Below are 14054 nucleotides of genomic sequence, written 5' to 3'. Positions count from 1 at the left end.
GGCTGGCGGCCGTTACTGCAGCATCGCGCGGGCGCGGGCGGCAGCATTCACGCTCACGCCGATTTCGCTTTGCAGCTTGGCGCGGTAACGCTCTTCCAGATCGGCCACCACGCCTTGCGCAAGCTGCTGGCGGGTAGTGTCGCGCTGGGCGGCAACGGCGGCCAGGTCGGCCGGCACGATGCGGCCCAGACGGGCCACGATCACATCGCCGGGCGCGCTGCCCGGACCCACGACGATCTCACCCGGCTGCTTGGCGGCGAAAAGCTGGCTCACCAGGGCCGGCGACAAGGCACGGTCGGCCGGCTGGCCCGAGCGTGCGAGCGGCGGCGTGGTCTGCACCAGCACATTCATCGCAGTGGCTTCCTTGAGCAATTCGCCCGATACCCGCAGCCGTTCGGCCACCTGGTTGGCGCGTTGCAGGGCCGCTTCGGCGCGGCGTCTGGTTTCGATGGAACGGATCACCTCGGGCAACACATCGGCCAGCGGGCGCAAGGCCGAGGGTTTGACGGCAACCACATCCAGCACATGGAAGCTGCCATCGCTGCTATCCAGGATGATCGGATCGGCATCTTCGGCGAGCGCGAAGGCCTCTTGCAGCATGGCCGGCTGGGTGGCGGGCAATTCGGCGGTCTTGCCGGTGGCATCCAGGCCGGTGGCATCAAGCCCGGTCAGGCTTACCAGCGCGGTGTTCTGCGCCTTGGCGATCTCGGCCAGCGAACCGCCGCCGGCGATCAGGTCGTCCACCTGCGGGCGCAGCTTGAGCAGGGCTTCCGAGGCTTTGCGCAGGGCGATTTCCTGCTTCAGGCGCGGGCTTGCCTCGGCCAGCGGCACGGTGCTGCCGGGCTGGATGGCCACCACGCGGGCCAGATGCCAGCCAAAGGCGCTGCGCACCGGCTGGGTCAGGCCGGGCTGGGGCAGGGCGAAGACCGGAGCGGCCAGTTCGGCCGGCAATTGGCCCTGGGCAACGGTGCCCAGTTCGATATCGGCGGGCTTGAGCTGGCGGGTGCGCGCGGCCATAGCCACGAAATCCTCGCCCTTGATCACGGCCTCGGCCGCGGCCTTGGCATCATCCTCGTTCTGGAACACCACCTGCTGCACATGGCGGGTTTCCGGCCGCACGAAATCTCCCTTATGGGATTCGTAATCCTCGGCGATTTCGGCATCGCTCACCGGCATGGCGGCTGTCAGGCCTTGCGGGGTGAGGGAGATATAGGCGATGTCGCGCCGCTCGGGCGCCGTGTAGAGCGCGGGATTGGCCTTGTAGAATTCCTCGATCTCGGCATCGGTGGGGGCGGCGGGCGCGGGCAGCTTGGCGGCCTCGATGCGGATGTAATCGGCCACGCGGGTTTCCAGGCGATAGGTGAGCACGGCATCCACCGCCGTATTGGGCAGCGTGTCCACGCCGCTCAGCAGGCTGCCCAGCACCTGTTCGCGCAGCAGGTCGCGGCGCACCATCTCAACCAGCATGGCTTCCGAATAGCCTTCGTTGCGCAGGAAGGTTTCGTAGCGCAGGCGGTCGAACTGACCATTGGCGCCACGGAACACTTCGGCCTTCATGATGTAGTCGCGGATCACCGCCGGCGCGGCGCTGAGGCCTATCTTGGTGCCATTGGTTTCATACAGCTTGGCGGCAACCAGGCCGTTCAGCACGGTTTCGTCCAGGCCGAATTGCAGCATCTGTTCGCGGGTGAGGGCCTGGCCCAGGCGGCGCTGAAGATTGGTGCTCTCGCGGCGGATGGCGTCGGAGAATTCGATGGCGGAAATCTCGGCCCGACCGACCTTGGCGACCGGCGGAATGGCATTGGACCGGTTGATGTAATCCCCGATGCCCCAGGCGCCGAAGCTGATCACCAGCAACACCATCAAAATCTTCGCGGCCCAGGAGCCGGCGCCCTTGCGCATCTGTTCGAGCATTCAAACACCACCGATCACGGTAAAATCTGCCAAAAACGGTCTTTCGACCGAGGTCGGCGGATACTAAAGAGGCCCGCCCGCCGGAGCAAGGCGCCGAGGCAACGCCCAGGGCGGCATCTGAAACTTTGCGTTTGCCGCTTTCGATGCTACAGAAGCGGCGATTTTTCGTGGAGAAACGCGCTAATGACCGACCGCCAAGCCCTGATCGCCGGTAACTGGAAGATGAACGGCCTGACTGCCGCAGCCCTGGCTGAAGCCAAAGCTTTGGCCGAAAAGCTTGCCGCCAATCCCCATAAGGCACAGGTGGCGATCTGCCCGCCGGCCATTTTGCTGGCGCCCCTGGCGGCAAGCCTGTCTGGTAGCGGCATTCTGCTGGGCGGCCAGGATTGCCATGCCAAGGCGTCTGGTGCCCATACCGGCGATATCGCCGCCGAGCAGTTGAAGGATGCCGGTGCGGCCTGCGTGATCGTTGGCCATTCCGAGCGCCGGGCCGATCATGGCGAAACCGATGCCATCGTGCGCGCCAAGGCCGAGGCCGCGCACCGCGCCGGCCTGATCGCCATCGTGTGCCTGGGCGAGACGCTGGCTCAGCGCGATGGCGGCGAGACGCTGAAGGTGGTGGCTTCGCAATTGCGCGGTTCGTTGCCCGATGATGCCAATGCGGCCAATACCGTGATTGCCTATGAGCCGGTCTGGGCCATCGGCACCGGCCGCACGCCCACGCTGGAGCAAGTGGCCGAAGTGCATGCGCTGATCCGCCGCGAGTTGCGCGCACGTTTCGACGATGGTGCTGGGTTCCGCATCCTCTATGGCGGTTCGGTGAAGCCCGATAATGCCGCCCAGTTGATGGCTGTTGCCGATGTTGATGGTGCATTGGTTGGCGGTGCCAGCCTGAAAGCCGGCGATTTCTGGCCGATCATCGCCGCTAAAGGCTGAGGTAAATTGAGCGCGCTGGACCCCATCGACGAAACTGAAGCCGCGGCCTTGCTGCGTGTGGCCGAACGTTTCGCCGTGGCGGTTACACCGGCGATGCGCGCGTTGATCGACCCCACCGATCCTGCCGATCCCATCGCGCGGCAATTCGCCCCCGATGTGGCCGAATTGATCGAGGATCCGGAGGAATTGTCCGATCCCATCGGCGATGCCAGCCATAGCCCGCTGCCGGGCATCGTGCATCGTTATCCCGACCGCGTGCTGCTCAAACCGATCAAGGCTTGCCCGGTCTATTGCCGCTTCTGCTTCCGTCGCGAAACCGTGGGGCCCGGCAACAAAGGCCTCAGCGCCGAACAACTCGAAGCCGCCATCGCCTATATCGCCACGCGGCCGGAGATTTTCGAGGTGATCCTCACCGGCGGCGATCCGTTGGCGCTGTCGGCGCGGCGCTTGAGCGATATTCTGGCGCGGTTATTTGCGATTCCGCATCTCGGCATCATCCGCATCCATACCCGCGTGCCCGTTGTGCAGCCCGAGCGCATCACCGCTGCGATGGCCAAGGCGCTGCGCGGCGACAAGCCGGTTTACGTGGTGCTGCATGCCAATCATGCCCGCGAATTCACGCCCCAGGCGCGGGCCGCGCTGGCGCGGCTGGCCGATGCCGGTCTGCCTTTGTTGGGCCAGAGCGTACTGCTGCGTGGCGTGAACGATAGTGAGACGGCTTTGGCCGATCTGTTCCGCGCCATGCTCACCGCACGGGTGAAGCCCTATCACCTGAACCATCTGGACAAGGCACGCGGCACCGGACATTTCCGCGTGCCGCTGCAGGAAGGCCAGGCCTTGGTGGCGAAATTGCGCGGCCGTGTGTCGGGCCTTGCACAGCCCACTTATATTCTCGACATACCCGGTGGGCATGGCAAGGTGCCGGTGGGGCCGGTCTATGCCCAGCCAACCGAAGATGGCGGCTGGCAGGTGACCGACCCCTGGAATTGCCGGCACGATTACCGCGAAGGTTAAACCGGCAGCTTTACCGTGGTGCCGGTGGGGGCGGGCGCTGCCTCTGGCTCAGGCGGCAACGGTTTGTCATCCGGGTTCGAGGCCAGCAGCGGCCAGCCCCGGTTCAGCACGAAGCGCAGCCAACTACCGGCCATCTGCGAGGTGAGCACGGCAGTGAGCACCAGCGCGGTGAAGAAACCGCCATTGATGATGCCGGCATCATAGGCCACCGAAGCCAGCACGATGCCGGGGCCGCCACGGGCATTGGTGGTGAGCGAGATATTGATGATATCCAGCTTGCGGAACCCGGCCAGCCTTGCTGCCAGGCCGCTGGTGATCAGGCTGAGGATGGTGGAGCCGACGAAAAAGCCGATCAGGATCGGGAAGGAGAATTCATGCCCGAAGACCAGCCGGTAGCCGATCAATGCGAAGTAGATCGGAATGAAGATGCCGAAAGACACCTTGGCCACAGCATCCAGCGGCGCGGCAAAGCGCTCGCGTTCGCTGCCGCTGATGCCGCCCACCAGCGCATAGCCAGATAGAAGCGCGGCGAATTGCAGGTTGATATCGAACAGCGCCGCCGCGCCGCAACTGGCCAGCAGCACGATCACCACATAGCCCACGGGAGAGGCGCTGTAGAGCAGGTTCCAGCGCGCCGCGCTCAAACGCTTGAGCAGGCGGGGCAGCAGAATCAGCGCAAACAGCACGAAGGCGAAAGTGGCTGCCACATGTTCGGTCACCGTGCCCACCACATGCTGGTTGGCCAGCGTGGCGGATTTGGCAATCGCCGTGGCCACCGCCAGCACGGTCCACAATGCTACGTCTTCCAGCACCGCCGAGCCCAGGATCAGGCTGACGAAGCGGGTATGCATGATGCGCAGATCCCAGAAGATACGCGAGATGACCGGAATCGAGGTGACCGCCACGGCAATCGCCAGCACCAGCAATGTGGAGATTTCCTGGTTGGCCGTGCCGGTCAGTTCCGCCAGCGGCAGCAGCCCGGCAAAACCCAGGCTGAGCACCAGGGTGAAATTCATCACATCGGCCACGCCGATCAGCGTGAAGGTTTGGCGCTGGTTCTCCTTGGCCAGCAGCCGGCGGGCCGCCGTGCCGGAGCAGAACATCAGCAGGATCAAGCCCAACTGATAGATCATGCCCAGCGCGGTTTCCGCCTTGGGCGAGAATTGGAAGAGCAGGGCGAAGGCATCGGGCAGCATCAGCTTGAGCACGAATGGCCCGAGCAGCACGCCGGCCAGGATTTCACCCACCAGGCGGGGTTGGCGCAGCCTTTCGGCCAGATAGCCCAGGGCGTGGGCGGAGGCCAGCAGGATGGCTAACGTGAGTGCGAGTTTGCCGAATTCGGCGCCTGACATTGTTTTCTCCCCTTCGTGTTCATGGCGTGAACATTCCGGATAACAGCGTTCACACCATGAACGCAAGCGCTTTCTTAAGAATCTCTCTTAATACGCCCGGATTAAAGAGGGGCATTGGGAAGCTTGGTCCGGATTAGGGCGGCCAGGCCGGCAGCAGGGCTTTCCCTCGCAGCCATGTCGGTGTAAAAGCCCCGCCGTATAGGCGGAGTGACGAGACATGATGACCTTTGTGCTGGTGGTTCACCTGTTGCTGGCCCTCGGTTTGATCGGGGTGATCCTGCTGCAGCGTTCGGAAGGCGGTGCGCTGGGTATTGGCGGCGGCGGTGGCGGCGGCCTGTTCACCAGCCGCGGCCAGGCGAATCTGCTCACCCGCACCACGGCGATTCTGGCCACCTGTTTCATCGGCACCAGCATCATTCTGGCGATTCTCGCTGGCGGTTATTCCAAGCCGCGCTCGATTCTCGACCAGCCGAGCAGCTCGGCGCCGGCCCAGCCAAGCCGTCCGGCGGTTCCGCTCTCGCAGTAACTCACTGGTTCTCCTAGGAGAATCGTTTTCTGAAAATCCTGGGGACAACGCGGAAGCAGGGCTTCCGCCACGCCCCGCTTTTGATTATACAGGACGCCCATGACGCGGTACGTCTTCATCACCGGCGGCGTGGTTTCCTCGCTTGGCAAAGGTCTGGCCTCAGCGGCGCTTGGCGCCCTGCTGCAGGCCCGTGGCTATAAGGTTCGGCTGCGCAAGCTGGACCCCTATCTCAATGTCGATCCGGGCACCATGAGCCCGTATCAGCATGGCGAGGTATTCGTAACCGACGACGGCGCCGAGACCGATCTGGATCTGGGCCATTACGAGCGCTTCACCGGCGTGCCCGGGCGCAAGAGCGACAACGTCACCACCGGCCGAATCTACCAGACCATCCTCACCAAGGAACGCCGGGGCGATTACCTGGGCGGCACCGTGCAGGTGATCCCCCATGTGACGGACGCCATCAAGGATTTCATCCGCGCCGATAACGACGAAAACGTCGATTTCATGCTGGTGGAAGTGGGCGGCACGGTGGGCGATATCGAAAGCCTGCCCTTCCTGGAGGCCATCCGCCAGTTCGGCCTGGATGTGGGCCGGGGTGCGGCGATCTATATCCATGTCACGCTGGTACCCTTTATCGCGGCCAGCGGCGAATTGAAGACCAAGCCGACCCAGCATTCGGTGAAGGAACTGCGCTCCATCGGCATCCAGCCCGATCTGCTGCTTTGCCGTGCCGACCGCGAGATTCCGCTGGGCGACCGCAAGAAGATGGCGCTGTTCTGCAATGTGCGCGAAGAAGCCGTGATCCAGGCGCTGGATGTGGAAACCATCTATCAGGCGCCGCTCAGCTATCATCGCGCCGGCCTGGATGGCCAGGTGCTGAAGGCTTTCGGCCTTGCGGCCGATGCCGAGCCCGATTTGTCGAGCTGGCAGAATATCCTGCGCCGCATCACCCAGCCGGAAGGCGCGGTGCGCATCGCCATCGTGGGCAAGTATACCGGCCTGAAGGATGCCTATAAGTCGCTGGCCGAAGCGTTGATCCATGGCGGCATTGCCAACAATACCCGCGTGAATATCGAGTGGATCGAAAGCGAGATTTTCGAACGCGACGAAACCGCCTTGCAGGCGCTGGAAGGCGTACACGGCATTCTGGTGCCGGGTGGCTTCGGCGAGCGCGGCGCGGAAGGCAAGATCAGGGCCGCCACTTTCGCCCGCGAGCGCCGGGTGCCGTATTTCGGCATCTGCTTCGGCATGCAGATGGCGGTGATTGAGGCGACGCGCAATCTGGTGGGTGTTGCCGGTGCGTCCAGCACCGAATTCGGCCCTTGCGCCGAGCCGGTGGTTGGCCTGATGACCGAATGGATGCGTGGCAACGAGCTGGAAATCCGCTCCAAGGCTGGCGATCTCGGCGGCACCATGCGGCTTGGTGCCTATCAGGCCGCGCTCAAGCCCGGCAGCCGGGTGGCGGATATCTACGGTTCGACCACGATCTCCGAACGCCACCGCCATCGCTACGAGGTGAATGCCTCCTACCGCGACCGGCTGGAGCAATGCGGCATGATCTTCTCCGGCATGTCGCCCGATGGCCTGCTGCCGGAAATCGTGGAATTTCCGGAGCATCCCTGGTTTATCGGCGTGCAATACCATCCGGAATTGAAATCCAAGCCGTTCCAGCCGCATCCGCTTTTCGCCTCTTTCATCAAGGCGGCGCTGGATCAGTCGCGGCTGGTTTAGGCCGGTGGTTTCAGTTCTGCGTCGTAAAACGTTGATCGCGGCATTATATTCATCGTAATCGTCATGGCCGGATCTATTCCGGCCATCCATTCCTGCCACTAGGCTCATACCGAGCCAGTGGATCGGCGGGACAAGCCCGGCGATGACGGGAAGGGAATGTATGGAGCGCCAGAATGACTGAAGCAGCAGCCCCCGTTCGCCATGTGCAGGTGGGCGATTTCAAGATCGGCAACGACCTGCCGTTTGCGCTGATCGCCGGCCCCTGCGCCATGGAGAGCCGCGAGCATGCGCTCGACATGGCCGGCAGCTTGAAAGACCTGACCGACAAGCTCGGCATCAACCTGATCTACAAGTCGTCCTTCGATAAGGCGAACCGCTCCTCGATCCGCTCCAATCGCGGCATCGGCCTGGAGAATGCGTTGCCGATCTTCCAGGAGATCCGCGACACGCTGGGCCTGCCGGTCATCACCGACGTGCATACGGAAGAGCAATGCCGCCAGGTGGCCGACAGCGTGGACATGCTGCAAATCCCGGCCTTCCTCTGCCGCCAAACCGACCTGCTGGTGGCGGCAGCCAATACCGGCCTGCCGGTGAATGTGAAGAAGGGGCAGTTCCTGGCGCCCTGGGATATGAAGAATATCGTCGACAAGTTCGACATGTCGGGCAATCCCAACGTGCTGCTCTGCGAACGCGGCGTCAGCTTCGGCTACAATACGCTGGTCAACGACATGCGCGCCCTGCCGATCATGGCCGAGACCGGCTGCCCGGTGGTGTTCGACGCCACCCATTCGGTGCAGCAACCGGGCGGCAAGGGCACGTCATCGGGCGGCGACCGCCGCTTCGTGCCCGTGCTGGCGCGCGGCGCCATCGCCATCGGGGTGGCCGCCCTGTTCATGGAAACCCACAAGGATCCGGATTCAGCGCCCTCCGATGGCCCCAACATGGTCCCCTTCGACCAGATGGAAGCCGTGCTGGAGCAACTGCTGGAATTCGATCATCTGGCGAAGGCCTGAGGTTCCAGACATAGGTCTTTTGGCTCGCCGCCCCTTGCCCGGCGGGCAGGTTCGGGCTATCCCTGCCACCGGATTTTCCAACCTTTTCAGGGGTATTCGACATGAGTGGCATCCGCGACATCGTGGCGCGCGAAATTCTGGACAGCCGGGGCAATCCCACGGTTGAGGTTGATGTTGTGCTGGAGAGCGGCGCCATGGGCCGCGCTGCCGTGCCCTCGGGCGCTTCCACCGGCGCCCATGAGGCCGTGGAGCTGCGCGATGGCGACAAGAAGCGCTATCTCGGCAAGGGCGTGCTGAAGGCCGTGGCGGCCGTGAATGGCGAAATCTTCGATGCGCTGTCGGGCCTGGAAGCCGACGAGCAGCTTGCCATCGACCAGACCATGATCGAACTGGACGGCACGCCGAACAAAAGCCGCCTGGGCGCGAATGCCATTCTGGGCGTGAGCCTTGCGGTGGCCAAGGCCTCGGCCGAGGAAGCCGGCCTGCCGCTCTATCGCTATGTTGGCGGTGCCGCCGCGCATTGGCTGCCGGTGCCGATGATGAATATCGTCAATGGCGGCGCCCATGCTGATAATCCCATCGACGTGCAGGAATTCATGATCATGCCGGTGGCGGGCACCAGCTTCGCCGAAGGCCTGCGCATGGGCGCGGAAGTGTTCCATACCCTGAAGCAGAAGCTGAAAAGCGCCGGCCACAACACCAATGTGGGCGATGAAGGCGGCTTCGCGCCCAATCTGCCCAGCACGCGCGGCGCGCTGGATTTCGTGATGCAAGCCATCGAGGCCGCAGGCTACAAGCCCGGCAAGGACATCATGATCGCGCTGGATGCCGCCAGCACCGAATTCTTCAAGGACGGCAAGTATCATCTGGAAGGCGAGGGCGTGAGCCTCGATTCCGCCGGCATGGTGGAATACTGGCGCAAGCTGGTGGGCGATTATCCCATCGTCTCCATCGAAGACGGCATGGCCGAGGATGACTGGGCCGGCTGGAAGCTGCTCACCGATGCCATCGGCGGCAAGGTGCAGCTGGTGGGCGACGATCTGTTCGTCACCAACCCGAAGCGCCTGGCCGATGGCATTGCCAAGGGCGTGGGCAATTCGATCCTGGTGAAGGTGAACCAGATCGGCACATTGTCGGAAACCCTGGAAGCCGTGGAACTGGCGCATAAGAACGGCTACACGGCGGTGATGAGCCATCGCTCGGGCGAGACGGAAGACAGCACCATCGCCGATCTGGCGGTGGCCACCAATTGCGGCCAGATCAAGACCGGCTCGTTGGCGCGCTCGGATCGTCTGGCGAAATACAATCAACTGCTGCGCATCGAACAGCAGCTTGGCCGCGCCGCGAAATATCCGGGCCTGGCTGCCCTGAAGCGCCGCTAAGCCCGATGTTGATGCGGCAGACTCTGCTGCTGGCCTTGCTGATCCAGGCTTGCGTTTCGCAGGCCTGGGCAGCGGAGCTTGCCGGCCGCTGGGCGGTTTCGCAGGATCGCTGCGAGACCGAGTATCTGCTGTTCGAGGCCAATGGCCATTACGCCTCGACCCTGGATGACGACAAGCGCGAAGGCACCTGGAAGCTGGCCCGCGATCGCGTGACCCTCACGCCTGCCGACGAGCCGGACAATCCGGCCAACATGCATATCCTGGATCACACTGCCAGCCGGCTGGTGGCCTTCGACGAAACCATCGAGGCCGACCGCCGCCTGTTGCGCTGCCGCTGAGGGGTTGTGCCTCAATAGGTCAGGCAGGCGGCATTCAGGATGCCGATGCTGAGGCTGACCGAGGCGGCGATGGCGCCAGCGGATTTGTCGTCGGCCTCGATGCGCTTGGGCAGGCCGGGAAACAGCATGCGGGCAGCCAGGAAGGCGCCCCACTGCACCACCAGCGCCACGCCGCCCCAGACCAGCATGTCGAGCAGGCTCTGCGAATTGGAGATCGCGCTGGCCAGCGGCAGGCAGAATCCGACCATGGCCGCGCCCAGCGAGATGGCGGCGGCGCCGTTGCCTTCGCGGATCAGCTTCCATTCATGCTGCGGCGTGAGGCGGGTATAGACGATCAGGAACACCATCAGCATGGTGACGGCGCAAACGAAATACAGCAGGAAATCCGGGAAGGTGACGAGAAACCGGCTCAGATCCGGGCTGGCGGTGCTGATCATGGCGTGATGTCCTTACTGAAAGAAATGCGGCACGAAGCGGCTGGAATTGCGGGTGATGGCGGTGTCGTCCTCGCGGATGCCGAGGCCGCAGGCGCGCGAAGCCACGATCCAGGCACCCAGCATAGGGTAATGTCCATCGAAGCAGGGCAGGGTTACGGCCTGCTGATACACGAAATCGCTGCTGCTCTCGGCGCTGGCTGGCGTTGCAAGGGTTTCGCGGCCCGCTGCGTCATACAGCGTAACCCCGGCGCCTTCACGGCCCAGCAGCGGCTTGCGCACCATGGCGCCTTCGATATCGCCAGGCGCGAAGCTTGCCGGTAGCAGGTTGGGGTGGCCGGCATGGCGGGCCCATAGCCTGGGCAGCAGGGCCTTGTTGGAGAGCAGCATCTTCCAGGCCGGTTCGATCATGCGCACGCTGCTGGGGCCGATATGGCTGGCGAAATCCTCCGCCATCAGCCATTCCCAGGGATACAGCTTGAACAACGTGGTGATCGGCTGGTTGCTGTTATCCACGAAGCGGCGGCCATTCCAGCCGATCTCGTCCATATACAGCCGTTCGGTATCCAGCCCGGCCTGCATCGCGGTGTCGCGCAGGTAATCTACCGTGCCTTCGTCTTCCGCATGATTGCGCACGCAGGCGAAATGCAGCCGATGCCCATAGAGACCGAAATGCTTCCAGGCCTCCACCAGGGTTTCGTGGATGGAATTGAACTGATCGCGTTCGGGGAAGTGATGCTCCAGCCATTCCCACTGCACCACGCTGGCCTCGAACAAGGCAGTGGGCGTGTCGGCATTGTATTCCAGCAGCTTCGGCGCGCCATCGGCGCCAAAGGCCAGATCGAAGCGGCCATAGAGGTTTTTGTCCTGGCGGTTCCAGCTGTCTTCGACCAGCGTGATGGCGGCATCCGACAGGCCGAAGCCGTCATAGTCGTCGCGCTCGATGGTCTCGCCCACGAAATCGAGGCAGAGCCCCTCCAGCGCCTGGGCGGCATCCTCCAGCGCATCCACCTCCGCCGCGCTCAAGGCATAGGCGGCGGTCTCGGTCCAGTAGGGCTGGCCGTCGATGGTATGGAAGGCAAAGCCAAGCTCGGCGGCGCGCTGGGGCCAATCCTCGCGCGGGGGTACAGCAATCCGCTGCATGGCGGTTGGCTTAGCTGGAAGCCGAGGCCGAGGCCGCCGTGCCGGTGGCGCCGAAGCCGCGCCGCGCAACGCTGGTGGCGGGCGGGATATCGGGGAAGCGCTTGGCGCTGAGTGTGCCGACCGATTGCGCCGTGCCTGCACGGTTGCCTACATAGCCGGTATTGGCGGCATCGCGGTACATCGGCTGGGCCGCCCAAGGTCCGCCGGCGCCGCCCATCATGCGGCCCATCATGTAGCCCATCATCAGCGGCATGAAGACCGAGCCGCCGCCCTGCTGGGCTTGTTGCTGGTTAGCGGGTGCCGGGCTTGCGCCGGCAGTTTGCGGATTGGCCTCGTCGCCGAAGCGCAGCACCTGTTCGGGCGTGCCGCAATTATTGGCGCCGAACTGGGCTTCGCATTCCTGGCGGTTGGCGAATTTCGGTGCGGTCTGCACATGGGTCTGGCGGGCATCGGCCAGGGCCATGCGGCAGGCATCGGGATCGGCCCGGCTGGCGCATTCCTTCTGGTCGCGGATGATGTCTGCACCCTTGAGCGGGTCGTTCTCCTCGCAGGCGGCGAGAGCCACCAGACTGAGGCTGCCAAGCAGGACAAGGCGGATGGAGCGTGATTTGCGCATGCCGATAACATAGGCATACCTGCGGCTGGTTGAAAGGGCTAACTCCACAACCACCTCTGATTCGGGCTAATTCTTTGACTCAATGGAAAGATTCTCGCGCAATCGTGAATTAGCCATTGACCCCGCGACTCGGATATGATTCGATTCCCATATGGGTGTTCTTCGTGAAATCAAACGCCATTCCGTGGCGGCTGTCGTGCCGGCGATCTGCTTCGCCACCATCGCCTATTTCGGCTATCACGCAGCCGAGGGCGAGCATGGCATCCATGCCCATAGCCGCCTGCTGGTGCAGATTCAGGAAACCGAGGCCGCCCTGGCCGAGGTGACCGCCGAACGCCAGTTGCTGGAGCGCCGGGTCAATCTTTTGCGCACCAATGGCCTGGATGTGGATATGCTGGAAGAGCAGGGCCATAGCGTTCTCGGCCTGCTGGGTAAGCGCCAGATGGTAATCCTCAATCGTTGAGGATAGGGCAAAGCGAAATTAAATTTCGCTTGTTAACCATTATTCAGTTAACAGTCAAAAATTTCCTTGTTTTCAGATAATTAGCTGCCAGAGTTGGCCCCGATGAGAGGGCCTGTATCTGAGTCCCATCTCGGTTCGAGTGATTTTCGGGAGGAAGCGATGCCTAAAGGGCCGTCGAAGCCGGCGAGTGGCGCCAACAAAAAAGCGCCGCAGGCGCTGGATGGCAAGCAATTGCTGCAATTCTACCGCGACATGCTGCTGATCCGGCGGTTCGAGGAGAAGGCCGGCCAGCTTTACGGCATGGGCCTGATCGGTGGCTTCTGCCATCTCTATATCGGCCAGGAAGCCGTGGTGGTGGGCCTGCAGGCTTGCTCCAAGGAAGGCGATGCGGTGATCACCTCCTACCGCGACCACGGCCATATGCTGGCCTGCGGCATGGACCCCGGCGGCGTGATGGCCGAGTTGACCGGCCGCATCGGCGGTTACTCAAAGGGTAAGGGCGGCTCGATGCACATGTTCAGCCGCGAGAAGAATTTCTATGGCGGCCATGGCATCGTTGGCGCCCAGGTGCCGCTGGGCACCGGACTGGCCTTTGCGCAGAAATACAAAGGCACCGACAACGTCACCTTCTGCTATTTCGGCGATGGCTCGGCGAACCAGGGCCAGGTCTACGAGAGCTTCAATATGGCCGAGCTGTGGAAGCTGCCGGTCATCTATGTGATCGAGAATAACCAATACGCCATGGGCACCTCGCTGGCGCGCGCCTCGGCCCAGCCGGCGCTGTACAAGCGCGGCGAAAGCTTCGGTGTGCCGGGCCGTCAGGTGGATGGCATGAATGTGACGGCGGTGCGCGAGGCCGGCGAGCAGGCGGTGGCGCATTGCCGCGCCGGCAAGGGCCCGATCATCCTTGAGATGATGACCTACCGCTATCGCGGCCATTCCATGTCCGATCCGGCGAAATACCGCAGCAAGGAGGAGGTCTCCAAGATGCGCGCCGAGCATGATCCGATCGATCAGGTGCGCGCCTTGCTGCTGGACAACAAGTTGGCCGATGAAGACGCGCTCAAGGCCGTCGACAAGGATGTGAAGGAGATCGTGCAGAAGGCCGCCGATTTCAGCCAGAACAACCCGGAGCCCGATGCGTCGGAACTCTGGACCGATATTACCGTAGAAGCCTGAGCTGGGAGCG

At 63.3% G+C, this 14054-nt stretch carries 14 protein-coding genes; 9 read left to right on the top strand and 5 right to left on the bottom strand.

The features are described 5' to 3' along the window. Positions 1-12: 12 nt before the first annotated feature. Positions 13-1914 (bottom strand): SurA N-terminal domain-containing protein, encoded by a 1902-nt coding sequence (locus KF827_RS10600; RefSeq protein WP_291004677.1) that lies wholly within the window; start codon positions 1912-1914, stop codon positions 13-15. A 183-nt stretch (positions 1915-2097) separates the two neighbouring features. Here KF827_RS10600 and tpiA point away from each other — a divergent pair, with 183 nt between their 5' ends. Both tpiA and KF827_RS10590 read left to right on the top strand, forming a co-directional pair. Further along, positions 2098-2850 (top strand): triose-phosphate isomerase, encoded by a 753-nt coding sequence (gene tpiA, locus KF827_RS10595; RefSeq protein WP_291004673.1) that lies wholly within the window; start codon positions 2098-2100, stop codon positions 2848-2850. A 6-nt stretch (positions 2851-2856) separates the two neighbouring features. Further along, positions 2857-3864, top strand: a complete 1008-nt coding sequence (locus tag KF827_RS10590) for a lysine-2,3-aminomutase-like protein (protein WP_291004670.1) — start codon at positions 2857-2859, stop codon at positions 3862-3864. On the opposite strand, the gene KF827_RS10585 is transcribed toward KF827_RS10590, so the two are convergent. After that, positions 3861-5216, bottom strand: coding sequence for a cation:proton antiporter (locus KF827_RS10585; RefSeq protein WP_291004667.1), 1356 nt, complete (start codon positions 5214-5216; stop codon positions 3861-3863). The genes KF827_RS10590 and KF827_RS10585 overlap by 4 nt on opposite strands. Before the next feature lie 217 nt (positions 5217-5433). Here KF827_RS10585 and secG point away from each other — a divergent pair, with 217 nt between their 5' ends. The 5 genes from secG (at position 5434) to KF827_RS10560 (ending at position 10209) form a co-directional block, all read left to right on the top strand. Then, positions 5434-5742, top strand: a complete 309-nt coding sequence (gene secG / locus KF827_RS10580) for a preprotein translocase subunit SecG (protein WP_291004664.1) — start codon at positions 5434-5436, stop codon at positions 5740-5742. 99 nt (positions 5743-5841) lie between these two features. Further along, a complete protein-coding gene (locus KF827_RS10575; protein WP_291004661.1) occupies positions 5842-7476 on the top strand; it encodes a CTP synthase in 1635 nt (544 codons plus the stop codon). 173 nt (positions 7477-7649) lie between these two features. Then, positions 7650-8489: a 3-deoxy-8-phosphooctulonate synthase gene (gene kdsA, locus KF827_RS10570; RefSeq protein WP_291004658.1), complete on the top strand. Its 840-nt coding sequence runs from the start codon at positions 7650-7652 to the stop codon at positions 8487-8489. Positions 8490-8590: 101 nt separating this feature from the next. Next, on the top strand, positions 8591-9871 hold the full coding sequence (eno, locus tag KF827_RS10565) for a phosphopyruvate hydratase (protein ID WP_291004655.1): 1281 nt from the start codon (positions 8591-8593) through the stop codon (positions 9869-9871). An 11-nt stretch (positions 9872-9882) separates the two neighbouring features. Beyond that, on the top strand, positions 9883-10209 hold the full coding sequence (locus KF827_RS10560) for a hypothetical protein (RefSeq protein ID WP_291004652.1): 327 nt from the start codon (positions 9883-9885) through the stop codon (positions 10207-10209). An 11-nt stretch (positions 10210-10220) separates the two neighbouring features. Here the strand turns inward: KF827_RS10560 and KF827_RS10555 are convergent, their stop codons facing one another. Genes KF827_RS10555 through KF827_RS10545 form a run of 3 tightly spaced genes read right to left on the bottom strand, consistent with a single transcriptional unit; the run spans position 10221 to position 12402 of the window. Continuing rightward, positions 10221-10646, bottom strand: coding sequence for a DUF350 domain-containing protein (locus KF827_RS10555; RefSeq protein ID WP_291004649.1), 426 nt, complete (start codon positions 10644-10646; stop codon positions 10221-10223). Positions 10647-10658: 12 nt separating this feature from the next. After that, entirely contained in the window at positions 10659-11786 is a 1128-nt protein-coding gene (locus tag KF827_RS10550) for a glutathionylspermidine synthase family protein (protein WP_291004645.1), read from the bottom strand. A 10-nt stretch (positions 11787-11796) separates the two neighbouring features. Next, complete coding sequence (locus KF827_RS10545) at positions 11797-12402, bottom strand: DUF1190 domain-containing protein (RefSeq protein ID WP_291004642.1); 606 nt, start codon at positions 12400-12402, stop codon at positions 11797-11799. Between the two features lie 151 nt (positions 12403-12553). On the opposite strand from KF827_RS10545, the gene KF827_RS10540 reads away from it, so the two are divergent. Continuing rightward, on the top strand, positions 12554-12865 hold the full coding sequence (locus KF827_RS10540) for a septum formation initiator family protein (RefSeq protein ID WP_291004639.1): 312 nt from the start codon (positions 12554-12556) through the stop codon (positions 12863-12865). Positions 12866-13024: 159 nt separating this feature from the next. Continuing rightward, positions 13025-14044, top strand: a complete 1020-nt coding sequence (gene pdhA / locus KF827_RS10535; RefSeq protein WP_291004636.1) for a pyruvate dehydrogenase (acetyl-transferring) E1 component subunit alpha — start codon at positions 13025-13027, stop codon at positions 14042-14044. The last annotated feature ends 10 nt before the right edge of the window (positions 14045-14054 follow it).

Origin of the sequence: Ferrovibrio sp., from assembly GCF_019636075.1 — a bacterium.
GTDB lineage: Bacteria > Pseudomonadota > Alphaproteobacteria > Ferrovibrionales > Ferrovibrionaceae > Ferrovibrio.
This window is presented reverse-complemented; position numbering and strand designations above follow the sequence as displayed.